Raw genomic sequence first — 23,883 nt, 5'->3', positions numbered from 1 at the left:
ACCGGTCGAGGCCCCCAGGCGCGGGAACTGCCGGCCGTCGGCGTCGTAGGCATCAACCTGGAGGACGGACTCGGACCGGCCGCCCTGCGCGCCGGGAAGATCGCCGCCGTCGAGGCCGCCGCCCGGGGCCTCTTCGTCGCCACCGGCGCCACGGTTCCGGGATCACCACCCCGGCCCCGGCCCTGCATCCTGCCCCGTCCGGGATCAGCCGGCCGGAACCAATGTCTCCTTGAGCCGGGCAGCGAACTCCGCCGGGTGGGTGAGCGGTGCGAGATGGCCTCCGGGGAACTGGCGGGCGGTGCTGCCGGTACGGCGGGCGAGTGCCGTGGCCGTGCGGTGCAGGAGCTGACCGGCCGAGTCGATGCCCATGGCCACCGTGAGCCGGGGGGAGGAGGCGGAGAGGGCGGCGAGGTCGGGATCGTAGGAGCTGAACGGGACCAGGACGCGGGTGAACATGATCTCCATGGGGGTCAACGACCCGTCGTCCGGGGAGGTGTGTCCGGCTTCCTGGTCCGACCCCTTCGCCAACTCCTCGGGGGTGAGGGGCCGTTCCTCCAGGCCTGCCGTCATCCGGGCCGCCGCTGCCTCGACGCCCCGGGTGCGGTAGGTGTCGCGCACCTCGGCGAACATCGCCCGCTGCCGCTCGGCGTCCGGCAGGACCGCCATGACCGGTGGCTCGTGCGCGATCACATGCCGGACCCGGCCCGGGTGCCGGGACGCCAGGTCGAGGGCGGCGACGGCACCCGCGCTGGTGCCGAACACGTACGCGGACTCGCCCTGGGGGAGGACCGCTTCCAGTACCCGGGCCGCGCCCTCGCTCCACCACTCGGCGCGTTGTTCCTCGACAGGTTTGCCGAGCCCGCCGTGGGCGAGGCCGAGCGGGTCGTACGTCACGACGGTGAAGTGTTCGGAGAGGGGGATGGTGATGTTCTCGAGGCCCATGGGGTGTCCGGCGCCGCCGGGGATGATGAGGAGGACGGGGCCGGAGCCGCGCACGTCGTAGTGATCACTCATCCGGCCGAAGTTACCTGCTGGGAAGCCCCGGCGCGGAATGATTTTCCCGGCCTGTGTGGCCGCGTAAGGGTGTCCTGGCGTGCGGATGTGCGAACGGGCGGACACCGGAAGGGTGTCCGCCCGCACAACAGCGGTGTTACCGAAGCGAGTTGGTCGGAGATCAGACGATCGGTGCGTACACCACGCCCAGCTTGTCGATCTCGTCGCCCGAGCGGCCCGTGAAGCCCACGATCTGCCAGCCCGACGGCGCCGTGAACGTCGCGGTGTCGTTCGTGACCGAGCCGGAGGTCAGGGTGCGTGCCTTGTCCGTCGTGAACGAGGCCGAGAAGATCCGGGTCCGGCCGTCCTTCTGACCCTGTGTCACCTTCACCGAGGTGAGGTGCTCGTCGGAGCCCAGGGTGAGGGACTTGGCGGTGCCGCCCGTGCCGCCGTGGGTCAGGGCCGTGCCGCCGTCGAGCGCCAGGGACACCGAGTCCAGGCGGGCGTCGCCGCGCAGGGTGAGCGTACGGGGCGAGGGCGTCGCCGGGAGGGAGTTGGCGTCGTTGAACGACGTGCCGTGCGGGCCGCCGACGATGTCGCTGGCGCGCAGGTTCGAGGGCAGCTTCCAGGAGAAGTCGACCGTGTGCGGGAAGTGGTCGGAGAGGTTGCCGCCCGCGGAGTCCAGAAACGACGCCCACTCGTTGTTGTAGCGGGTCGCGGAGAGGTTCACCAGCTTGCTGCTGCGGTAGAGGACCTTGTCGACGACCTCGCAGTTGTTCGTCGGCGCGGTCGTCGGGCACATGAGCGGCTCGGCGCCCTGCGTCGGCTGCGTGCCGCCCTTCACCAACTGGACCCAGGCGTCGGTGAGACCGTTGTCCGACACGAGCGTGCGGATGTTGTCGGGCGTGCGCGTGTAGCGCGTGTTCGTGTCACTGCCCACGATCACCGCGTTGCCCGCGGAGTTGGCCTGGATGAAGGCCGACAGCTGCGAGATGTTGGCGCGGCGGGCGGCGTACGCGTCCTCGGAGTCGTCCGCGTTGGGGTGGGCGTTGTACACATCCACGTAGACGCCCTCGGCCAGGCGCACCCGGGCGAGCGAGAAGCCCTTGGGCGTAAGGCAGTTGGTGCCGGTGCACTTGTTCCACTTCACCCGCTCGAAGTCCGTGAAGGCGTAGTTCGAGAGGGTGTTGAGACCGTCACCGAACGGCACTCCGCCACTCGTCGCGGTACGGAACGGGTGGTTGTCGTTCGCGTACAGCGCCGCGTGGTAGTTGAAGTCCTCCTGCACGTTGATGATGTCGTACGCGCCCAGACGCGGGGATATCAGCGGGGTGTTCGTCTTGGGCTTGCCCGAGCTCAGGCCCTCCGGCAGGCCCGCGACGTTGTACGTGAGGAAGTTGAACGTGCCCGAGGGGGCGACGGCCTCCGAGGCCGATCCGGTCCCGGCGGCTGCCGGGGCCGAGCCCGACGCGGCGAGCCCGGCGAGGGTCAGGGCGCCGGCCGCGAGGGTGCCGATGAGTCTTCTCATGGTGTGGATGTCTCCAGTGGGGGTAGGTGAACCGTGCTCAGGTTCACGGCCAACAGTGTGCTGTACAAGGGCTGTTGGGGGAACAGCGGGTGGAGTTACGATCCGACGTGCCCGGGTCGCCCGGCGATCATCCGTTGGTTGAACAAGGTTCATGTTTCACATCGATTCTCCTCAGGCGGCGCACTACTACGGGCGTCACGCGATCGAGGAGACACCGCAAATGGGCCATGGGCACGGGCACTCGCACGGACACGGGCACGGCGATCATCACCACCACCACGGCGACGGTCACGAGGGTGGTACGGAGCTGCCCGCGGCCTTCGACACCTCCGTGCCCGACGAGGCCCTGAGCCCCGAACAGCAGTCGCGCCGCACGATGTTGCGCCGGACAGGGCTGCTCGGTGCGGGCCTCGCCGCCGCGAGCGTCGTCGCCCCGGCCGCCGCTCCCGCGTACGCCGCCACCAACGGCAGCCGCTCGAAGGGCTTCCAGTGGCTGTCGGGTGACCATCACATCCACACGCAGTACAGCAACGACGGCAAGTACCGTGTCATCGACCAGGTCCGCCAGGGCGCGCTGCACGGCCTGGACTGGATGGTCATCACCGACCACGGCAACGTGACCCACTCGAAGATCGGTGTCGAGAAGGTCAACCCGGACATCAGGGCGGCCCGGGACGTCTACGACGAGACCCTCGTCTTCCAGGGCCTGGAGTGGAACATCCCGGCCGCCGAGCACGGCACGGTCTTCGTGCACCCCGGCAAGAACGAGGTGTCCGTCCTCAAGCAGTTCGAGACCGACTACGACGGCGGCGTGAAGAACGCGACCAACTCGACGCCCGCCAACGAGGCGTTGGCCATCGCCGGCCTCAACTTCCTCGCGGAGCAGGTGAAGCAGCGCACGGTCCAGGACGTGCTGATGCTCGCCAACCACCCGGCGCGCAAGGGCATCGACTCGCCGCACGAGATCCGCGCCTGGCGTGACGCCACCTCGGAGCGTCGTATCGCCGTCGGTATGGAGGGCGCCCCGGGGCACCAGGCCGCCGGAATAGCCGCGGGCATCGGCATGGGCCGGGCCCGTGGCCTGTACGACAACAGCCCGGGCTCGAACTCCTTCGCGGGATACCCGCTGGAGAGCTACCGCACCTGGGGCGGCTTCGACTGGATGACCGCCACGGTCGGCGGCCTGTGGGACAGCCTGCTCGCCGAGGGCAAGCCCTGGTGGATCACCGCCAACTCCGATTCCCACAACGTCTACACGGACACCGCGGTACGCGGCCCGAACAGCGACTTCGATACCAACGGCAAGCAGGACGACCCGGTCTACGGCGGGAAGATCGACCTCACCGAGGGCGACTACTGGCCCGGCCAGTACAGCCGTACGCACGTCGGCGCCGACCGCCGCTCGTACGCCGCCGTCATGGACGGCATCCGGGCCGGCCGGATCTGGGTGGACCACGGCCAGTTGATCGACGCCCTCGACGTACGCGTCTCGGGCGGCGGCAAGTGGACCACGCTCGGCGGCGCCCTACAGGTGAAGCGGGGTACGAAGGTCACGCTGACGGTGGACGTGACACCGGCCGTCGGCCCCAACTGGGCGGGATTCGTACCGGCGTTGGCCAAGGTCGACGTCATCCAGGGCGATGTCACCGGCCCGGTCGCGGACCGGGACACCTTCACCGCGCCGACGGCGAAGGTCGTCAAGACCTACGCGGTCGACCCCACCACCGGCTCGGTCCGGCTGACGTACAACCTCGGGCGCGTCGACCGTCCGGTGTACGTCCGCCTGCGCGGCAGCGACGGCAACCGGTCCGCCGTCGGCGCGATGGGCGCGGCGGTCGACCCGGCGGGCCCCGCCATCGACGTCGTCGGTGACGCGGACCCGTGGAAGGACCTGTGGTTCTACTCGAACCCGGTGTGGGTGCTCCCTTCGTGACGCGGTACACCCTGTGGGCCGACACCCCGGTGTCGGCCCTGCGCCCGGCAGATCATCTGCTCCTGCGCCTGGCGACCGAACTCGCCCTCCCCGAGGGCACGTTCGGCTGCACCCACCTCGTGCGCGGCGACCGCCCCCGGGTGGCCCTGTCGTTCACGCTGCCGTCCGAGCCGCTCCTGCGCACCGCCGAGGAGCGGCTCACGGCACAGGGATACGAGGTGAGGCCAGGGGCGCCCGACGCGGTGGGCCGGGCGGTCCTCTTCCCGGGCGCCGACGCGCTCAACGGCACGCTGACGGTGGGGGAGTTGCTGGCCCGGAGCGCGATCGACCGGGTGACGGTACTGGGCGCTACCGGTCAACCGCCCGCAGAACAGCGGATGGTGACGCGGGATCATGTCCGCCCACAGTGGGAGGACGGCGAACTCGTCCTCGCCGCGATGCCCGCCGTCGGGGGCACACTGGTGCCGTTCGAGGTGCCCGATCCGACACCTTGCTGCGCGGATCACTGAGTCGAGGGCGTGGGCGGGCTCACTGCGTCCCGACCTCGTCACCGTCCCGAATCGAGGGCGCTCCCCCGGCCAGGTCATCCTGGTCAGCCGCAAGGGCGACCCGAATCCGATGGTCAGTAATCTCCGGCCGGCGGCCCAGGCCGTGCTGACCGCCCCGGCAGCCTGACCGGGAGCAGCGCGGCAACACAAGTGACGGCCGGTCGGCATCTCTGCCGACCGGCCGCCGACAACTGTCCGGCAGCGTCGGACAGTTGATCAATCAGTCAATCGGTTACTCGACGGCCGCGAACACGAACGTGAACTCCGCCGGCTCCGCCTTCAGGAAGTACTGCGGCAGCACACCCGGACCGCAGGACTGCGAGCCGATGCCGTGCTGGCCGTGGTCGAGGTTGACCCAGACCGTGTCGCCCGGGGTGAGGTCGCTCAGGTGCTGGGCGGCGTCCAGTTGCTCGTTGGTCCAGCGGCGGGCGCTGAACCAGAACTCCGGGTCGCCCTCGATCAGCAGGTTGCCGACCTCCACCCAGCGGACGTCCGGACGGGCGCCGTTCTCCTGCGGGCGGAGGTACGGCGTCTGGAGTTCCTCGATGGTCATGTCCCAGTGAAGGCTCTTCGCGGCGGCCCTGGTGTCCGGGTACGCCTCGACGCCACTGCCGTACCAGTGCGCGGAGTCGGTGCTCTCCGCCGGCAGTCCGAGGCGAACGCCGAGCCGGGGCAGCGGCACCTTCCAGTCGCCCTCGGGGACGACCGAGACGGTCAGGCGCAGCCGGGTGCCGTCGGACGTCCACCGGTACACCGTGCGCAGACCCACCTCCCGGGCGGCGGGCGCCACCCGGGTCCGTACGGTCAGGGCGTCGCCGTCCGACTCCACGCCCTCGATGCGGTGTTGCATGCGGTGCAGGCCCAACTGCCGCCACAGCACGCCGTACCGGGTGTCGTCCTGCCAGGACGCGCCGTCGTCGTTGTCGGTGGTGGCACGCCACACATCCAGGCGCAGGCCGGTGACCTCCACCCCGCCGACGGACAGCAGGGCGCCGCTGCGGGCGTCGAACGTGGCCGGGCCGAGCGTGATCCGGTCGCCGTCGGCAACGGGGCCGGTACCGGTGGCGGCGGGGAGGGGGGCACGGGGAGCGACTGTCCGCTGCGCCCACGCCACCTCGTGGTCCTTGCCCGCCCAGAGGGTGTCCTCGGCCAGCAGCGCGCGGACCGTCCACTGGACCTCGGCGCCGTTGCCGTCGGGCGCGGACGCCGGCAGCTTGACCTCGGCCGACTCACCCGGTGTGAGGGGCGGTACGGCGAGCGGGTGCGCGGCGACGGGGGAGCCGTCCACCTCGTACGAGAGCTCGAAGCGGAGATGCGAGAGATCGCCGAAGTCGTACGCGTTCGTCACCCGTACGGTCCCGACCGTGCCGTCGCTCTCGATGCGGACCGGCTCGATGACCTTCTTGTACTCGATCAGGCCGGGGGAGGGTGTGCGGTCGGGGAAGACCAGGCCGTCGCAGACGAAGTTGCCGTCGTGCAGCTCCTCGCCGAAGTCGCCGCCGTAGGCGTAGCCGAACCGCTCGTCCTTGATGCCGTGGTCGATCCACTCCCAGATGAAGCCGCCCTGGACGCGGTCGTGGGCCTCGAAGATCCGCTGGTAGTCGGCGATGCCGCCGGGGCCGTTGCCCATGGCGTGGCCGTACTCGCAGAGGATGAAGGGGAGCTGGCGGCGCTTGTGGGTACCGCCGTCCAGGCCCTGGCCGATGCGCTCGGTCTCCGCGTGGTCGGCGTACATGCGGGAGTACATGTCCGTGTCGCGGCAGTCCCAGTCGCCCTCGTAGTGCACGAGCCGGGAGCTGTCGCGGCCGTGGATCCACTCGGCCATGGCGGTCAGCCCGCGCCCGGTGCCGGCCTCGTTGCCCAGTGACCAGATGACGACCGACGGGTGGTTCTTGTCGCGCTCGACCATCCGGGACGCGCGGTCCAGCAGGGCCGGGGTCCAGCGGTCGTCGTCGACCGGGTTGTCGCGCCAGTTCTGCTCGGTGAAGCCGTGGGTCTCCAGGTCGCACTCGTCGATGACCCACAGGCCGTACTCGTCGCACAGGTCGAGGAAGGCCGGGTGCGGCGGGTAGTGCGAGGTGCGTACCGCGTTCACGTTGTGCCGCTTCATCAGCAGCACGTCGGCCCGCATGGTCTCCAGGTCGAGGGTGCGGCCCTTCCCGGGGTGCCACTCGTGCCGGTTGACGCCCTTGAAGAGGACGGCCTTGCCGTTGACCTTGATCAGGCCGTCCGCCAGCTCGACGGTCCGGAAGCCGATGCGCAACGGCACCCGCTCGCCCGCCGTGACCAGCACACCGTCGTACAGGCGGGGCGTCTCGGCGGTCCACGGCTCGACGGCGACCGTCACCGGCTCACCGGTGCTGACATCGATGTCCAGCTCGGGGACGGTGACTCGCCCGTCGACGTCGGACTCGACGCGGAGCGTGCCCTCGCCGGTCGTGTGGTCGTACGAGGAGTGGACGAAGAAGTCGAGGACGCCGCCCGCCGGGCGGTGCAGCAGCGTGACGTCACGGAAGATGCCCGGCAGCCACCACTGGTCCTGGTCCTCCAGGTACGAGCCCGCCGACCACTGGTGGACCCGGACCGCGAGGACGTTGCCGCTCGGCTTGAGCAAGTGCCCGACCGCGAACTCGTGCGCCAGGCGCGAGCCCTTGAACTCGCCGATGTCCGTGCCGTTCAGCCAGACCCGGGCGCACGACTCGACGCCGTCGAAGCGCAGCACCGCCCCGCCGTCCGACAGGTCGGGCCAGTCGGACGGCAGGTCGAAGACGTGCAGGTGGTCGCCGGTCGGGTTCTCCGTCGGCACGTGCGGCGGGTCCACCGGGAAGGGGTAGAGGTGGTTGGTGTAGATCGGCGAGCCGAACGCCCCGTCGCCCTGGAGGACCCAGTGACCGGGAACCGTCACCTCGGCCCAGTCCCCGGCGTCGAAGCCCGGCTCGGCGAACGAGTCGTCCGCGCCGTCGGCGGTCGGCGACAGCCTGAAACGCCAACTGCCGTTCAAGGACAGCGAGCCGGCGTCGGAGGACGCGTACCAGGCGCGGGGCGGAAGTGCCCCGCTGCCGGGTGAGACGTCCTCGACGTAGTCGGTCGAGGTGGCCGTGGTGCGGAAGGACATCGGTCTCCTAGTTCAGCCGTGGTTCAGCCCGATAGGCGGCTCAGCCCTTGATGCCGGTCTGGGCGATCCCCTGTACCAGCCAACGCTGGAGGAAGAGGAACACGAACACCAGGGGCAGGATGGAAAAGGCGGTGGCCATGAAGATGATATGAAACACGACGGTCTGGTTGGTCATGTAGTTCGACAGCGCGACCTGAACGGTCCACGCGTCCGGACTCTGACCGATGACCAGCGGCCACAGGAAGGAGTTCCAGCCGTTGATGAAGGTGATGGTCGCCATGGCCGCGAAGAAGTTCAGCGAGTTGGGAACCACGATGCGCCAGTACGCACCCCAGTAACCCAGTCCGTCCACGCGCGCGGCCTCCTCCAGCTCCTTGGGGAACCCCAGGAAATACTGCCGGAACAGGAAGCAGGTGAAACCACTGAACAGGCCGGGGATGATGAGACCCCGGTAGGTGTCCACCCAGCCGAGGGACGATACGAGTACGAAGCTGGGCACGAAGGTGACCGCCGTCGGGACCATCAGGGTGCCCAGGACGGCGTAGAAGACCTTGTTCGCGTGCTTGTACGGGATGCGGGCCAGACCGTAACCGGCCAGGGAGCACACCAGCAGGACACCGGTGGTGTGCAGGGTGGCCACGACCGCCGAGTTCCACATCGACTGGGCGAAGGGCACCGTTTCGTCGGTGAACAGTTCGGAGATGTTGCCCCACTGGATGTCCGTGGGGAAGAACTTCCAGTTCTCGCCGGTGATGTCGGCGTCCGTGGAGAGCGCGTTGCGGATCAGCAGGTAGAACGGGACCAGGAAGAGGAAACCGGCGGTCCCGGTGGCGATGTAGAGCCCGGTGGAGCTCATCACGCCGCCACCACCGCGCTTGACGCGAGGGGGCTTGTCCGGCGAGGGCGCGGATTCCCGTACGCCGGGTGCCCCGGGCATCGTGGTGGTCACTTGGACTCCTCACCCCTTCCGAAGCCCATGAACCTGCCCTGGAGCAGGGTCACGGCACAGATCAGCACGGTCAGGACGACCGCGCCCGCGCTGCCGGCGCCGTAGTCCTGGCTCTCGCCCAGGGCCTTGTAGTACAGCTCGACGAGGGGTGGGCGGCCCCAGGTCGTCTTCGACAGGAGGTTGTAGAACTCGTCGAAGGCCTGGTAGGCGGCGACGAGCAGCAGCAGGACCACCGCGGTGGACGTGGCGCGCAGCTGGGGCAGCGTGATGTACCGGAAGGTCTGCCAGCCGGGCTTGGCGCCGTCGATGGCGGCGGCCTCGTACAGCTCGCCCGGGATGTTCTGCAGCGCCGCGATGAACAGGATCATGTAGAAGCCGGACTGGAGCCAGAGCCGCGCGCTGACGATGACCACCCAGTACCAGGGCGGATTGGGGTCGACCAGCCAGGCGATGTTGTCGATCCCGAACCAGTCGAGGACCGTGTTCATCAGGCCGAACCGGACACCGCTGAAGATGGACATCTTCCAGATCAGCGAGGCGGCCACATAGCTGCACGCGGTCGGCAGGAAGAAGACCGACCGGAAGAACGCCCGCATGAAGCGCAGCCGGTTCACCAGCAGGGCCAGGCCCAGCGAGAGCGCCCAGGTGGTGGGCACGATGAACGCGGCGAAGGCGGTGAAGGTGACGAGCGAGCCGACGAAGTCGTCGTTCGTCAGCATGTACGTGTAGTTCTCCAGGCCGACGAACTTGTCGGGTGTGACGGTGAAGCGGGCCTCGAAGAAGCTGAGATAGAGGCTCCAGAGGATCGGCGCGTAGACGAAGACCGTCAGGCCGATCAGGAAAGGCCCGGTGAAGAGCCAGAAGTTGACGGTGGGGCTGCCCCGCAGGGCCCGCCGCGGCTTGGCCGGTGAGGCCTTGGCCGCGGCGGGGCGCGCGAGCTCGCGCGTCTCGGTCGTCGACATGTCGTGGTCCGTCCCGCGGCCTATCCGAACAGCTTCTTGAGCTCGCGGTCCACGGCCTCGTCGGCCTTGTCGAGGGCCTTCTCCGGGTCCATGTCCTTGCGGACGGCGTTGGCGAAGACGTCTTCGAGCGAGGTGCGCATGGCCTGGGTCCAGCCGATGTTGTCGAAGTGGCCGAACTCGTTGAAGAGCTTGACGCCCTCGGCGGCGTTGCCCGACTTGAGCTTGGTGGCGGTCTGCGCGAGCGAGGTGCGCGGGGGGATGTGGAAGCCGTAGGAGGTGGCCCAGTCCTCCTGGTACTCCTTCTGGTCGATCCACAGCCACTTGACGTACGCCTTGGCCGCCTCGACGTTCTCGCTCTTGGCGTTGACGAACATCGACCAGCCGCCGTTGTAGACCGACGGCTTGCCGGAGTCGATGGTCTTCGGGAAGGGGAAGACGCCCCAGTCGTCGCCGAGCGCGGCCTGGATGGCCGGCATCGCCCACATGCCGCAGAACTGGATGGCGCACAGGCCCTGGTTGAGGGAGGAGGGGTCCCAGGACGCGGTCGGCGCACCGAGGAGGAGGTCGCCGCTGGTGAACAGCTTGCGCATCTTCTTGATGCCCTCGATGACACCGGGGGTGTGGTACGCGATCTGGTTCTTCTCGTCGAGGTGGTCGGCGCCGGCCGACCAGATCATCGTGTCGATGACGCTGTGCAGGTCGTCGCCCAGGTACAGGCCCTTGACCTTGCCGGTGGTGAGCTTGGCCGCGGCCTCCATCAGCTCGTCGAGCGAGGTCGGCACCTCGACCTTGGCCTTCTCCAGCATCGACTTGCGGTAGAAGAAGAACTGCGGGTCGTCGATCATCCGGACGCCGTAGATCTTGCCGTCGACCGTGTGCGACTTGATGTCGGCCGGGTTGAACTCCGACTTGACCGGCTCGATGATGTCGGTCAGGTCCGCCACCTGGCCGCTCTTGATCATCTGGATCTGCGGGTGGAACTCGAAGAGGTCGGGCGCGCTGTCGGTGAGCAGCGTCGCGAAGAGCTTGCTCTCGAAGTCGGCGCTGGTGATCCACTGCGTGGTCACGTTGGCCTTGTCATAGGCCTTGGCGTACTTCTTGATCGCCTGCTCGGTGCCCGCCTCGCCGTACGCGTGGAAGAACTGCGTGAGGTTCGTGCCCGAACCGGCCCCACCGGAGCGGCCGTTGTTGCCGCCGCAGGCGGTCAGCGCGCCCGCCGCGGACAGGCCCGCCGCGGCTCGCAGGATGGATCGGCGGTCCCAATTGCTGCTCATGGCCGACATGGTGACGTCCTTGTCTTTTGTGCGGCTGCAAGCCACGGGCTCGACGCCGAGTGGCTGGAACGGGAGGTGCGGAGCGGGACGTTAACCTTCGGCTAAGGCTTCGGCAAGGGGTTGGACGAAGCCCGTTCGAAACGTTGCGGGGTGTTCGGGATTTCGGACGTGACGGATCGTCAGGTCACCTCAACTGCGGTTCGCGCAGGGGTGGTTGAAGGGTGGATGCGGGGCGGTTGAGGGGTGGATCGGCCGGATCGGGCCCATTTCGGTCCGGGCCGGATCCAAGGTTCGGCCCTATGTCGGTCCGGGCCTACCTCAGTCCTACCTCAGTCCTACCTCAGTGATGTCGCGCCACCGCGCCGGGCCGCCGCCGACCGCTGGGTGACCGAGGCGAGGGCGCCTTCGAGGGCGAAGGTCGCCGCGCCCAGGCACACCGGGTCCCCGGGGATGGGGGAGAGGACGATCTCGGTCGCCGCCAGGGGCCGCTTCAGCGCGTGCCGGGCCACGGCCTCGCGCACCTCGGCGACCAGCGGCTCGCCCAGTGTGGCCGCGACCCAACTGCTCAGCACGACGACCTCGGGGTTGAGCAGGTTCACCAGGTCGGAGATGCCCGCGCCCAGATAACGGGCCATGTCCCGGACCACCCTGACCGCCACCGGATCACCGGCGGCGACGCCACGGGCCAGCGCGTCGACGGTCGCCGTCTGGTCCTCGGGCCGCAGCAGCGCGCCGCCCGGGTCCAGCTCGGCCAGGTTCAGCATGATGCCGGGCGCGCCGACATAGGTCTCGACGCATCCGCGGTTGCCGCAGTGACAGGGTCGCCCGTCCAGCACGAGCGTCGTGTGCCCCCACTCCCCGGCGCTGTTGCTGACCCCCCGGTGCACCCCGCCGCCGATCACCAGACCGGCGCCGACGCCCGTCCCGAGGTTCACCACGACCGCGTTGGCGTGCCCGCGCGCGGCCCCGAACCACAGCTCGGCCACGGCACAGGCGCGCAGCGGGTTGTCGAGGTGCAGCGGATAGGCGATGTGCTCGGCGAGCAGTTCCAGCAGGGGCACGTCGTGCCAGTCCCAGTTCGGCGCGTACTCGGCGACACCGCTCGCCCGGTCCACCTGCCCCGGCACGCTCACCCCGACGCCGAGGACCCGGGCGCCTTCGATCCCGGCCTGCGCGACCACCGAACCGACGGCCGTGGCGACATGCCCGACCACCTGCTCGGGCCGGCTCTCGCCGGGGCGCATGTCCTCGGCGGCGCGGGCCAGGACGTTCAGCCCCAGGTCGAACAGCTCGACCCGGACGTACGTCTCCGCGATGTCGACGCCGATCAGCGCGCCGCCCGCCGCGTTGACGGCCACGAGTCCCCTCGGGCGCCCGCCCGCCGAGTCCTCGAAACCGACCTCGGTCAGCATCCGCAGGTCGAGGAGTTCCCCGACGAGCGTGGCGACCGTGGCCAGACTGAGCCCGGTGGCGGCGGCCAGCTCCTGGCGGGACGTCGGCGACTCGGCGATGATCTGGCGCAGCACCTCATAGCGGTTCGCGGTGCGGATGTCACGTGACGTGCGCTTCACCACCGGGCATGTCCCCTCGCCGTACGGACCTCGGTACAGACCTCAGTGCGGATCCCGGAACAGGATCCCGGTGCGGACCTGAATGCGGACAGACCGGATCAGGACGGCACTGGCGCGGCGCAAGGCTATGGGCAGCGGGGGAGGTTCGACAAGGGGTTAGGAAAGGGGCTGAAGAAAGCCCCTCCGCACGTGGTACGGCATCCGGCCCCCGGGTCAGTCGCCGAGCACGTCCCGGACGAACGCGTTCGTGAACTTCTTCGAGGGGTCAAGATACGCCGCCAGCGCCGCGAAGTCCGCCAGCCGCGGATACCGTCCGCGCACCACCTCGGCCGGTACGGCGAACACCTTGCCCCAGTGCGGACGCGAACCGTACGGGTTCAGCGCCGCCTCGACCCGCCGCACCACCGGCAGCACCGCGTCGGTGTCCGCCACCCAGGTGAAGTGGAGCGCCACGCTGTCCCGCCCGTACGCGGGGCTCAGCCACTGGGTGTCGGCCGCGATCGTCCGCACCTCGCACACCTGGAGCACCGGCGCGACGACGTCCCGGATCGCGTCGAGCGAGCGCAGGGCGTCCAGGGCGTACGGACGCGGCAGCAAATACTCCGACTGGAGCTCCTCACCGCTGCTCGGTGTGAACTCCGCCCGGAAATGCGGGAGCCGCTCGTGCCAGGGCCCCGGCACCCCGAACTGCTCGGTGCAGTGCACGGCCGGCATCCCCGGCACCGGGTGCATCGCCTCGGTGGCGGGCGCGGCCCATGGGAAGTCCGGCGCCGCCTGATCGGTACGCCGCTTCACCCACACCTGTCCGAAGCCCGGCGCACGCCAGTCCGTGAACAGACTCACGCTGTACGCGGCACCGGCCACCGCCTCGAAGTCCAGCCCGTCCAGCGGCAGTTCGGTGAACACGTACTGCTCGACCTCGAAGTCCGCCTCCAGATCGAGAGTGAGGGCCGTGACGACGCCCAGCGCGCCGAGGGCGGTGACCGCGCCCCCGAACCGCTCCTCGCCCCGCGCGATCGTCACCGTCGAGCCGTCCGCCGTGACCAGCTCGACCTCGCGCACCGGGGCGGCGAGCGGACCGTTGCCGACCCCCGAACCGTGCGTACCGGTCGCCACCGACCCCGCCACCGAGATGTGCGGCAGCGACGCCATGTTCGGCAGTGCGAGACCGCGCCCGTGGACCGCTCGCGCCAGCTCCGCGTACCGGACCCCGCCCCCGACCCGTACCGTACGGGCCGTCGTGTCGACGTCGATCTCCGGCGACAGCCCGGCCAGGGAGAGCAGCACGCCGTCGGCGCCCGGGTCGGCGATCTCGTTGAACGAGTGCCCGCTGCCCAGTACCCGCACCCGCGCGCTCCCGGCCACCAGCGCCCGCAGGGCGTCCAGGGAGCCGGGCCGGTGCAGCTCCGTGGGCGTGTAGCTGATGTTGCCCGCCCAGTTGGTCAGCGTCTTGGCCATGGGGTTCGTCCCTCCGCATCGATGCTCGACCTTCTCACGCGGCCCCATGAGACATGCCCGAGGGGCCCCGTGGCCACCCACACACAGGCGGGGGCATACCGTGAGGAGTCGAACGCCGGAGTACGCCAGAGCTGGAGGAGACACGGGATGGGCAGCCGCACCGCGCTGGTCGAGGATCTGCTGGAGCGCTTTCCGCACGTACCGCGGGAAGCCGTCTTCAAGGAAGACCTGCTCAGGGGTGGTGTGGCCTTCGACGCGTCGGCGCTCAGCGACAACGAGAGCGGCGACGTCAAGCCGAAGTCGTACTTCATCTTCTCCTTCGACCACGGCACCCTCCCCGAGCTGGGCGAGGCCGCGCTGCGCCGCCCGCCGGAGGAGATCATCCTCACCGGCGGCCCGTACGACCTGCGCCGGACCGTCGTCTCGGTGCGCGTGAACCCCGCCTCGCCCTACCGGGTGGCCGCCGGCGACGACGGCCTGCTCGGCCTCTACCTGGACGGGAAGCGGATCTCCGACGTCGGGGTGCCGCCCATGCCGGAGTACTACCGGCACACCCTCTCCAACGGGAAGTCCGTCATGGAGGTCGCCCCCACCATCCAGTGGGGCTACCTCATCTACCTGACCGTCTTCCGGGTCTGCCAGTACTTCGGCGCCAAGGAGGAGTGCCAGTACTGCGACATCAACCACAACTGGCGCCAGCACAAGGCCGCCGGGCGGCCCTACACCGGTGTGAAGGACGTCGACGAGGTCCTGGAGGCCCTGGAGATCATCGACCGCTACGACACGGCGAAGGCCTCCACCGCCTACACCCTCACCGGCGGCGCCATCACGTCCAAGCTCCAGGGCCGTGACGAGGCCGACTTCTACGGCATGTACGCCAAGGCCATCGAAGAGCACTTCCCGGGCCGCTGGATCGGCAAGGTCGTCGCCCAGGCGCTGCCGAAGGACGACGTCAAGCGCTTCAAGGACTACGGGGTGCAGATCTACCACCCCAACTACGAGGTGTGGGACGAGTACCTCTTCAAGATGTACTGCCCCGGCAAGGAGCGTTACGTCGGCCGCGACGAGTGGCACAAGCGCATCCTCGACTCGGCCGACGTCTTCGGCGCGCGCAACGTCATCCCCAACTTCGTGGCCGGCGTGGAGATGGCCGAGCCGTTCGGCTTCAAGACGGTCGACGAGGCCATCGCCTCCACCACCGAGGGCCTGCGCTTCTTCATGTCCCAGGGGATCACGCCCCGCTTCACCACCTGGTGCCCCGAGCCCACCACCCCGCTCGGCAAGGCCAACCCCCAGGGCGCGCCGCTGGAGTACCACATCCGCCTGCTGGAGGCCTACCGCGCCACGATGGACGAGTTCGGCCTCGACTCGCCCCCCGGGTACGGCGAACCGGGCCCCGGCCGCGCCGTCTTCTCCGTCAGCTCCTTCATGGACAGCCTGCCGGCCAGGGACGGTGCGCCGACGGTCTGAACGGAGGGCCACCGCGATCCGTACCGGTCCCTGTGGGGGGGACGCCGGGCGGACCGCAAGAGAGCGAATCCGGTCGTTTTTTCCGCCTCGGACCCCCTTGCGGCGAGCCCGGGTTGACATGTGACGACATGTGAAGACGTCGCTTGTCAGTTGTGCGCGAGACGTGAAAAGCTCGGGCTCCGTTTTATGAAACGCTCCCCAACTTCCCTGTTCTTGGGGTCAGTTGACGTTCGACCTTGACCTTGACGTTGGCGCGTGCAAGCCGTTGATGCTGGAGTCCCCCCAAATGCCAGATCTGCCGACCCCTCAGGACGCCGCCGAGACAGCGCTGTTCTCCGAGTGCTGGGACGCGGTCCTCTCGTACGCCGACCTGTGCACGTCCGGCTCGCCCGCCGGCACCGACCTGGCCACCGAGGCCTTCACGCACGGTATCCACGCGGCCCGGGCCGCTGACGCCGGGGCCCGCAGCACCGGACGCCGGATACCCCGCCTGCCCTGGATACCCCTGCTGCTGGCGGCCGTTCGCAGCAGCGCCGCCGCCTGGGAGGAGACCGGGCACGGCAACCACCTCGACCCCGACCTGCGGCTGTGGCTCAACTCCGACAACGCCGCCCGCTATTCGGGGCCGCCGCTGCGCCGCCCGCTCGCCCTGCGCGCCCTGCGCGACATGCAGGAACCGGACGCCGCCCTGCTCTGGCTGGCCGAGGTGGAGGCGCTGCCGCTGTCCCAGGTGGCCCGCCGGCTCGGCCTCGACCCTTCGACCGTCGCGGACGAACTCGCCCAGGTGCGCGTCCTGTTCAGGGACCGCTGCCAGCGCAACCTGCTGGACACCCCGCTGAGCCCCGACTGCCGCAGCTACGCCCGGCTGCTCGACGCGGTCACCCGCTCACAGGGCGCCGAGATACCCGACGACCTCTCCTGGCACCTCGCCACCTGCGTGGAGTGCGCCGAGGCCGCCTCCTGTCTGCGGCTGCACGGCGGGACCGGCGGGCTGCCCGTCGCGCTTGCCGGCGGTGTCATCGGCTGGGGCGGGCTCGCCTACCTGGAACGGCGCCGCCGCGCGGCCGAGGCAGGTCTGCTCGGCGGGCGCCCCGAGGCGGGCGCCGACGCCGGTCGCCGCAATCTCCTCAAATGGGGAACCCGCCTGCGCGTCCGCCGCAAGAAGGTCCTGGTCGCCGCCGTCGTCGTCTCCGCGCTGGGGCTGACGATCTCGATGATGCCCTTCGGCGGCTCCGGCGACGGCTCGGCGAAGGGGGGCGCGATCGACGCGAACACCGTGCTCGACCCGTCGTCCGGCCTGCCGGCCGGCGTGACCGTCATCGCGGGCGCCACCAGGTCCGCGACTCCCGGCCAGCCGGGCCCGGACGGGCTCCCGGGCGCGCACGGGAGCCCCGACGGCCGGACCGACCCGGAGCCCCTGGGCACCTCCACCCCGGCCGCGAACGGCGAGACGCCGGGGCCCGGCTCACCCTCGGGCCCGGGCACCGACCCGGGCTCCCACCCGGGGCCGAACCCGAGCTCGGACCCGGCCACGGACCCCGGCACAGACCCTGGGCCTGGCCCCGGACCTGGCCCCGGACCTGGCCCCGGACCCGGTCCCGGCCCTGGTCCCATTCCTGGTCCCGGTCCGGTCCCGGAGCCCACCAAGAGCGAAGACCCGGTCTACTGCCATGTCGAGTACGAACTCGTCAACGAGTGGCCCGACGGCTTCCAGGCCACGGTCAGGTTCACCTCCGCGCAGGCCCTCGACGGCTGGCGCGTCTCCTTCAGCTTCCCCAACGGCCAGCAGGTCACCCAGATGTGGGATGCGAGCGTCTCCCAGTCCGGCTCCCGTGTCACCGCCACGGCAGCCGACTACAACAGGTCCGTCGCGCCCGGCCGCACGGTCTCCTTCGGCTTCCTGGGCAACTGGCACGGGAAGAACGGGGACCCGTACGGCTTCACAGTGAACGGCAACAGCTGCACCTGACACACACGGGCGCGGGATACGGGCCTGCCGCGAGCCCGGCGGCACTGGATTCACGGCAGGCCCTGGCACGAGTTCGGTGTGCGCACGGTGTCACTCGCTTTCCGGCTGATTCTGGCGACCTGTCCGGCGTTCAAGTGGCATGGGTTCCTGATGGGGTTCGACCTGCCGCACCTTCCTGGCCATCAGCGCGCCGCCGATGCCGCAGACGATCAGTAGCGTGAGCGCTGTACGGAGATCTGTGGCGCCCGCGACGACGCCGATGACCGGTGACGCCAGGAGGAAGCCGGGCCACTGTCCGAGGGTCACCGTGGAGACCCCCTCGCCGGCGCTGACGTCCGGCTGTCTGCCGGCCAGGCGGATCACCGCCGGCATGACGCAACCGATGCCGATGCCCGCGAGGACGAACCCGGCGACGACCGTTGCCGTGGAGGGTCAGAGGATCACCGTCGCGATCCCCAGCGCGGCGATGAGGAGCGACCACTGCAGGAACGTCCGGACGGCGACGCGCCGCATGATGAGGTCGCCGACCAGCCTGACGGCCAGGATGGCCACGGTGAAGGCGGTGTAGATTCCGGCAGCCAGGGCGGCGTTCGCGCCCGCACTGTCGGTGGCGTAGACGGCGGACCACTGGCCGACCGTTCGGGACGACCATGCGGCATTGGTCAGCCCCAGAGCCGCGAAGAGCAGGCAAATGGCGATACGTGCCCGCAAGGCCTCCGATTCTGATTCGCTCCTGCTCTTCTTCCAGGACGACCTGCTCTCAGTGATTTCCGGTCACCTTCCTTGCGGCGCCTGCTGGAGGACCGCACCCTGCCGCCGATTTCCCGATAAAACAAAGAGAGACCCACCGGCAGGTCACCCTCCGCCGCGATCCAAGCGCCGGACCGTGGGCCCCCTGGACGAAGACCGTGGACCCCTGGACGAAGACCGTGGGCCCCTGCACGAAGCAAGAACTCGGCGGGGACGGCTTCGCGCAACGCGGATGCGAGGTCAGATCACCTCGGTCTCGCTCCGGTCGGCGCGCTCCCAGAGGGTGTGGAAACGGCCTTCGCGGTCGGTGCGCCGGTAGGTGTGGGCGCCGAAGTAGTCGCGCTGGCCCTGGGTGAGGGCGGCGGGCAGCCGCTCGGCGCGCAGGGTGTCGTAGTACGACAGCGCGGCGGAGAAGGCGGGGACCGGCACACCGTGCCGGGCGGCCGTGGCGACGACCTCGCGCCAGGGGACCTGGGCGGCGGCGATCTCGCCCGCGAACCCCTCCTCGGTGAGCAGGGTGACCCGGCAGGGATCGGTGGCGTAGGCGGCGCGGACCCGGTCGAGGAACGCGGCTCTCACGATGCAGCCGCCGCGCCAGATCTTCGCTATCGCGCCGAGGTCGATGTCCCAGCCGTACTCCGCCGACGCGTCCAGGATCATTTTCCAGCCCTGGTCGTAGGCGATGAGCTTCGACGCGTACAGGGCGTGCTCGACCTGACAGGCGAACCGCTCCGCCTCGTACGCCGTCAGCTCCCAGCTCGTGCCCCCGGGCAGCTCGCGATAGGCGGCGCGCAGGGCCCGCTGGCCCGAGGCGGCACGGGCGAAGGTGGCCTGGGCGATGGCGGTGACCGGGGAACCGAGCTCCAGGGCCGAGCGTACGGTCCACTGGCCGGTGCCCTTCTGCCCGGCGGCGTCGGCCACCACGTCCACGAAGGGCCGGCCGGTACGGGCGTCGGTGTGGGCGAGCACCTCGGCGCTGATCTCCATCAGATACGAGTCGAGGCGGCCCTTGTTCCACCGGCGGAAGACCTCGGCGATCCGCGCCGGTTCATAGCCGCCCACCTGGCGCAGCAGATGGTAGGCCTCGCCGATCAACTGCATGTCGGCGTACTCGATGCCGTTGTGCACCATCTTCACGAAGTGCCCGGCGCCGTCCGTGCCGACATGGGTGACACAGGGCTCGCCGTCCACCTTGGCACTGATCGTCTCGAACATCGGCCCGAGCGCCTGGTACGACGCCGCCGAGCCGCCGGGCATGATGCTCGGCCCGTGCAGCGCGCCCTCCTCGCCGCCCGACACACCCATGCCGACGAAGTGGACGCCGAGCCCGCGCAGCGCCTGTTCCCGGCGCCGGGTGTCGGCGAAGTGGGCGTTGCCGCCGTCGATGATCATGTCGCCGGGTTCCAGGAGCGAGGCGAACTCGTCGATCACCGCATCGGTGGCCGCACCGGCCTGCACCATGATCATGACCCGCCGGGGGCGCTCCAGGGCCGCCACGAACTGCTCGGCGGTCTCGGCCGCCACGAAGGCGCCCTCGTGCCCGAAATCCTCGACCAGCGCCTTGATCCTGGCGGGGGTCCGGTTGTGGAGAGCCACGGTGTAGCCGTTCCGGGCGAAGTTCCGGGCCAGGTTGCGGCCCATCACGGCCAGGCCGGTGACGCCAATCTGCGCGGTCGCCTTCATGGTGTGCTCCTTCGCTCGGGGCGGTCCGGGCCGCCACACAGTTCAGTTACGGCTGGTGGGGCCCAAGTTGTTCATCCGGATACCGGGTGGCGCCGGGAGCGGGGCCCGCCAGGGGTGAGAGAGCTTTCCCGGCAAGGCCGTCGCAGGCCGGGTGCGGGTCGCTGCAAGTCCGCTGCAATCCCTCGGCAAGACCTCAGGCGGATCTTGTTCACGCGGGCCGAAGGACTGTGTCCCTCGGCGTCCATCACCGCATCCGTAAACGGAACCGTCAGGCCCTGCTCGAGGCATGTGGGCAGGCCGATCACTTCTGGAGAGTCATGCGCACTCGTGCTCTTACCGCCGCTCTGTCGGGCGGCCTCGCTCTCGCCGCCGTCTCCGCCCCGGCGGCGCAGGCGAGCCCGACCAGTCCCACAGTGATCACGAGTGTCGTGGTCAACGGTGGCAAGCCCATCGTGGTCGGTACCACTGGGACGACCGTCACCGCCACGGTGACCGGGACGAACGACTCGGGGATCGGAGGAGGGGGGTCCGTCTTCCTCTGGCACAGTGGCAGCGACTACGACCACCGGGACGCCGTTCTCTCGGACCCCGCGTCCGTCTGCAGTTCCCCCAGCGCGACGGGTACCTGCACGTCGAAGATCCCCGTCATCCCCGCTCTGGGGGGCGACCTGGCTCTGAACAGGAACTCACTCGCCGGAACCTGGCACATCGGTGCCGTGCTGTACGGGAACAACCACGTGCCCGCCTTCGCGTACGACTACGCCAAGATCAAGGTGCTGCGCCAGTCGCAGCTCACGGCCGACGCGACGCCCGAGCCGGTGAAGAAGGGCAAGACGATCACCGTCTCCGGCAAGCTCAGCCGTGCCGACTGGGCGACGGCCGGGTACGGGGGCTACGGCGCACAGTCCGTGGCGCTGCAGTTCGAGAAGAAGGGCAGTTCCTCCTTCACCACCGTCAAGACGGTGGTGAGCGGCGCGAGCGGCACCGTCAAGACCACGGTGAAGGCGTCCGTCGACGGCTCCTACAGGTTTGTGTTCGCGGCCGACAGCAGCACCTCGGGGATCGCGTCGGCGGCTGACTTCGTCGACGTCAAGTAGCCGGACCGGTAACACCATCCGCACCATCTTTGGGAGAATCATGCGCATACGCGCGATCATCGCCGCCGTGTCGGGCGTCCTGGCCCTTGCCGTCCTGGGAGCCCCGGCGGTGCACACGTCCGGAAGCGACGACAGCACCACGGTCAGCTCGGCGAAGCACAACCCGCCGTCGGATCTCATACCGCCCGATCCGTACGTCGCGTCATGAACTGAACCGCGTACGCGGCCTTGATACGGCCGCGGAGGCTCCGTCGCCGCGAACACGGGACGGAGCCTCTCCGCGTGCGGCGGTGCCGAGGTGGTTCACGCCCGCGCCGCGGCCTCGGCGCGGCCCAGCTCCAGCAGCACCTCGGGCCGCACGTCCGGGCCGGGTGGTTCGAGCAGCGCGCGGGTGAGATAGGTCGTGGCCACGTCAGCCGCCCCCCTGGCCGCCGCCCCGGCCGCGGCCGCACGCAGGACCTCGACCGCCCAGGGCTCCCCGCGGTGCGGGACCAGCAGCAGATGAGCGGCGATCCGCTCCGGGACCGCACCGGCGGCGTGCAGAACCCGGGCGGCCCGCTCGTGCCGCAGCTGCAGTTCGCCCGCCTGTACGTTCCGGTGGACCGCGTCGGCGACCAGGGGGTGCACGAAGCCCAGCGGGTACTCGTCACGCAGCACCTCCACCCGTACGAGGAGTGCGGTCGCGGCGGCAACTGCCTGCTCCGACAGCTCTGTGCAGGCCGCGACCACCGGCAGGGAGGCGCCGTCGCCGAGGACGGCGACCGCCTGGGCCACCGCCGTGGCCGCGTCCGGCAGTTGTGCCAGCCGCACCAGCACCATGCTGGAAACGGCACGCGAACCCACCGAGGCGACGGTGTCGGCGGCAGCGGCGTCCGGCCGGACGCCCGCGCTCGCCAGTGCACCGAGCAACTGTCGCAGCAGCAGCGGGTTGCCCGCCGTCGTCCGGTGGCACGCGGCGACGAACAGGTCGTCCGCCGGCTCGCCCAGCCGGTGGCGCACCAGAGCGGCGACCCCCTCGGGGCTCAGCGGTCTCGGGCGTATGTGCGTTGTCAGCGGGTCACCGGCGAGGTCGGCCAGAAGCTGCTGGTCGTCGTGCGGCTCGCCCGTGCGCAGGGTGGTGGCGATGAGGACCGGCAGTCCTTTGACGCGGGGCGCGAGGTAGGCGAGGAAACGGAGTGATCCGGTGTCGCACCACTGGAGGTCGTCCACGGCGATGACGAGTGGCTGGTCCTCGGTCAGACGCACGATGAGCAGGTACAGGCTATGCAGGACGGCGAAGTTCTCCGGGCGCGAGGCTCCCGGGGCCTCCTGGCCGTCTAAGACCGTGGCTGCCGCGGCCACCGTTCCGGCCGGCAGTTCGCTGTCGTGCCCGGCGACCACCGGATCGAGGAGCTGGCGGACGACACCGAAGCCGTAGTCCTTCTCCAGCCTGCTGCCGTGTGCGGCCAGCGTCAGGATTCCCTGTCCGGCGGCCAGCCGGCGCGTCTCGGCGAGCAGGCGGCTCCTGCCGATTCCCGCCGGACCTTCCAGGCACACGATCCCGGCACGTCCCGCGAGGACATCGGCAAGACAACCGCGCAGCACGGTGACCTCACGGTCGCGGTCGACCAGATTGCCGGAGGGCGGGTGCGGGGGCGCGGGTGTGGGCGTATCGAGACGGGGTGACTGCGCCAGCACCTCGGATTCCAGGAGGCGCAGCGCCGGGCCGGGATCGATCCCCAGCTCATCGGCGAGCGTGCGCCTGGCGTGCCGCAGCGCCGCCAGGGCGTCGGCCTGCCGGTGCGAGCGGTAGAGGGACAGAACCAGCAGGCGCCAGCGCTCCTCGCGAAGTGGCTCCTCGGCGACGAGCGCTTCGGCCTCGGGAACGACAGCCGCGCTGTCACCGCACTCCAGGCGCGCTGCCAGCAGCCGTTCGCGGGCCACCTCGCGCAGTCCGCCGAGGCGGTCGGCCTCCGTCCGTGCCCACGGCTCGTCCGCGAACCCGGCGAATGCCGGGCCGTGCCAGAGGACGAGCGCGCCGGAGAGGACGGCTGCCGCGGCGGCGGATTCCGTGAGTTTCGCGGCGTGGTTCAGCAGTTGTTCGAACCGCCAGGCGTCGACCGCGGTCTCGGAGATCCGGACCGCGTATCCGGAACCCTCGCTCACGATGACACCGCGTCTGTCCCTGGCGACCCGGTCGGATTCGAACTCCCGCCGCAGACGGGACACATACACGCGCAGTGTGCGGGTCGCGCCCGGTGGCGGCGCGTCGCCCCACAGTGAGTCGGCCAGTTGGTCGCCGGTGACCACATTTCCCCGTGCGGCCAGCAGACGAGCGAACACGGCCCGCTGCCGGGGCCCGCCGAGGTTCAGATCACGTCCCTGGCTGGTCGCGGCCAGTCGGCCGAGTACGGCGATCCGCAGCGTGCTCTCGACGGCAGCGCCCGGACCGTGCCCATCGGCCCGCCCCGGTCCCGGCCCGCCGTCAGGGGCGATCATGGTTACCTCCTCGACGAAGTGCAGCCGTGGCGGCGCCGCTCGGTGTCAGCATATGGGCAGTCCCGGGTGGTACGGGTGGCACCGTCCGCCGGCCGGCGGAGGAAC

Annotated in this window: 18 protein-coding genes and 1 pseudogene; 7 read left to right on the top strand and 12 right to left on the bottom strand. The window is 70.1% G+C overall.

All coding sequences use genetic code 11. The features are described 5' to 3' along the window. Positions 1-9: 9 nt before the first annotated feature. Positions 10-138, top strand: a pseudogene (locus tag AOK08_RS47420) (isocitrate lyase/phosphoenolpyruvate mutase family protein); the annotation flags it as partial. Between the two features lie 66 nt (positions 139-204). On the opposite strand, the gene AOK08_RS19085 reads toward AOK08_RS47420, so the two are convergent. Both AOK08_RS19085 and AOK08_RS19080 read right to left on the bottom strand, forming a co-directional pair. Further along, positions 205-1,014 carry an alpha/beta fold hydrolase gene (locus AOK08_RS19085; protein WP_055527337.1) on the bottom strand — a complete coding sequence of 270 codons (810 nt, stop codon included), beginning with the start codon at positions 1,012-1,014 and terminating at the stop codon, positions 205-207. Positions 1,015-1,174: 160 nt separating this feature from the next. Beyond that, on the bottom strand, positions 1,175-2,521 hold the full coding sequence (locus AOK08_RS19080) for a jacalin-like lectin (RefSeq protein ID WP_055527335.1): 1,347 nt from the start codon (positions 2,519-2,521) through the stop codon (positions 1,175-1,177). Between the two features lie 220 nt (positions 2,522-2,741). On the opposite strand from AOK08_RS19080, the gene AOK08_RS19075 reads away from it, so the two are divergent. Further along, entirely contained in the window at positions 2,742-4,454 is a 1,713-nt protein-coding gene (locus tag AOK08_RS19075) for a PHP domain-containing protein (RefSeq protein WP_055527333.1), read from the top strand. After that, positions 4,451-4,963 (top strand): hypothetical protein, encoded by a 513-nt coding sequence (locus tag AOK08_RS19070; RefSeq protein WP_055527362.1) that lies wholly within the window; start codon positions 4,451-4,453, stop codon positions 4,961-4,963. Before AOK08_RS19075 ends, AOK08_RS19070 begins: the two co-directional genes overlap by 4 nt. Positions 4,964-5,234: 271 nt before the next feature. Here AOK08_RS19070 and AOK08_RS19065 read toward each other — a convergent pair whose 3' ends face one another. The 6 genes from AOK08_RS19065 to AOK08_RS19040 all read right to left on the bottom strand — a co-directional run bounded on the left by AOK08_RS19065 (position 5,235) and on the right by AOK08_RS19040 (position 14,331). Then, positions 5,235-8,117 carry a glycoside hydrolase family 2 TIM barrel-domain containing protein gene (locus AOK08_RS19065; protein ID WP_055527331.1) on the bottom strand — a complete coding sequence of 961 codons (2,883 nt, stop codon included), beginning with the start codon at positions 8,115-8,117 and terminating at the stop codon, positions 5,235-5,237. Between the two features lie 40 nt (positions 8,118-8,157). Beyond that, entirely contained in the window at positions 8,158-9,054 is an 897-nt protein-coding gene (locus AOK08_RS19060) for a carbohydrate ABC transporter permease (RefSeq protein ID WP_055527360.1), read from the bottom strand. 8 nt (positions 9,055-9,062) lie between these two features. Beyond that, on the bottom strand, positions 9,063-10,028 hold the full coding sequence (locus tag AOK08_RS19055; RefSeq protein WP_055527329.1) for a carbohydrate ABC transporter permease: 966 nt from the start codon (positions 10,026-10,028) through the stop codon (positions 9,063-9,065). Between the two features lie 20 nt (positions 10,029-10,048). Next, the gene (locus AOK08_RS19050; protein ID WP_055527327.1) at positions 10,049-11,311 is read right to left on the bottom strand and encodes an ABC transporter substrate-binding protein; all 1,263 of its coding nucleotides are present in this window, start codon (positions 11,309-11,311) and stop codon (positions 10,049-10,051) included. A gap of 326 nt (positions 11,312-11,637) precedes the next feature. Continuing rightward, positions 11,638-12,873, bottom strand: a complete 1,236-nt coding sequence (locus tag AOK08_RS19045; protein WP_055527358.1) for an ROK family transcriptional regulator — start codon at positions 12,871-12,873, stop codon at positions 11,638-11,640. 213 nt (positions 12,874-13,086) lie between these two features. Next, a complete protein-coding gene (locus AOK08_RS19040) occupies positions 13,087-14,331 on the bottom strand; it encodes an FAD-binding protein (protein WP_055527325.1) in 1,245 nt (414 codons plus the stop codon). A gap of 147 nt (positions 14,332-14,478) precedes the next feature. On the opposite strand from AOK08_RS19040, the gene AOK08_RS19035 reads away from it, so the two are divergent. Together AOK08_RS19035 and AOK08_RS19030 are read left to right on the top strand one after the other, a co-directional pair. Then, positions 14,479-15,801: a radical SAM protein gene (locus tag AOK08_RS19035; RefSeq protein ID WP_055527322.1), complete on the top strand. Its 1,323-nt coding sequence runs from the start codon at positions 14,479-14,481 to the stop codon at positions 15,799-15,801. Between the two features lie 286 nt (positions 15,802-16,087). Further along, the gene (locus AOK08_RS19030; RefSeq protein WP_055527319.1) at positions 16,088-17,770 is read left to right on the top strand and encodes a cellulose-binding domain-containing protein; all 1,683 of its coding nucleotides are present in this window, start codon (positions 16,088-16,090) and stop codon (positions 17,768-17,770) included. Between the two features lie 90 nt (positions 17,771-17,860). Here AOK08_RS19030 and AOK08_RS19025 read toward each other — a convergent pair whose 3' ends face one another. The 3 genes from AOK08_RS19025 to gndA all read right to left on the bottom strand — a co-directional run bounded on the left by AOK08_RS19025 (position 17,861) and on the right by gndA (position 20,203). Next, on the bottom strand, positions 17,861-18,142 hold the full coding sequence (locus tag AOK08_RS19025) for a hypothetical protein (protein WP_055527317.1): 282 nt from the start codon (positions 18,140-18,142) through the stop codon (positions 17,861-17,863). A 60-nt stretch (positions 18,143-18,202) separates the two neighbouring features. Next, a complete protein-coding gene (locus tag AOK08_RS19020) occupies positions 18,203-18,481 on the bottom strand; it encodes a hypothetical protein (protein ID WP_055527315.1) in 279 nt (92 codons plus the stop codon). A gap of 279 nt (positions 18,482-18,760) precedes the next feature. After that, positions 18,761-20,203 (bottom strand): NADP-dependent phosphogluconate dehydrogenase, encoded by a 1,443-nt coding sequence (gndA, locus tag AOK08_RS19015; protein ID WP_055527313.1) that lies wholly within the window; start codon positions 20,201-20,203, stop codon positions 18,761-18,763. Between the two features lie 317 nt (positions 20,204-20,520). Here gndA and AOK08_RS19010 point away from each other — a divergent pair, with 317 nt between their 5' ends. Then, complete coding sequence (locus tag AOK08_RS19010; protein WP_055527309.1) at positions 20,521-21,300, top strand: hypothetical protein; 780 nt, start codon at positions 20,521-20,523, stop codon at positions 21,298-21,300. 40 nt (positions 21,301-21,340) lie between these two features. After that, positions 21,341-21,508, top strand: coding sequence for a hypothetical protein (locus AOK08_RS45815; RefSeq protein WP_157876723.1), 168 nt, complete (start codon positions 21,341-21,343; stop codon positions 21,506-21,508). A 95-nt stretch (positions 21,509-21,603) separates the two neighbouring features. Here the strand turns inward: AOK08_RS45815 and AOK08_RS19005 are convergent, their stop codons facing one another. Then, entirely contained in the window at positions 21,604-23,778 is a 2,175-nt protein-coding gene (locus AOK08_RS19005; protein WP_055527306.1) for an ATP-binding protein, read from the bottom strand. Between the last annotated feature and the right edge of the window lie 105 nt (positions 23,779-23,883).

Source organism: Streptomyces graminilatus, from assembly GCF_001418565.1.
GTDB classification, from domain to species: domain Bacteria; phylum Actinomycetota; class Actinomycetes; order Streptomycetales; family Streptomycetaceae; genus Streptomyces; species Streptomyces graminilatus.
This window is presented reverse-complemented; position numbering and strand designations above follow the sequence as displayed.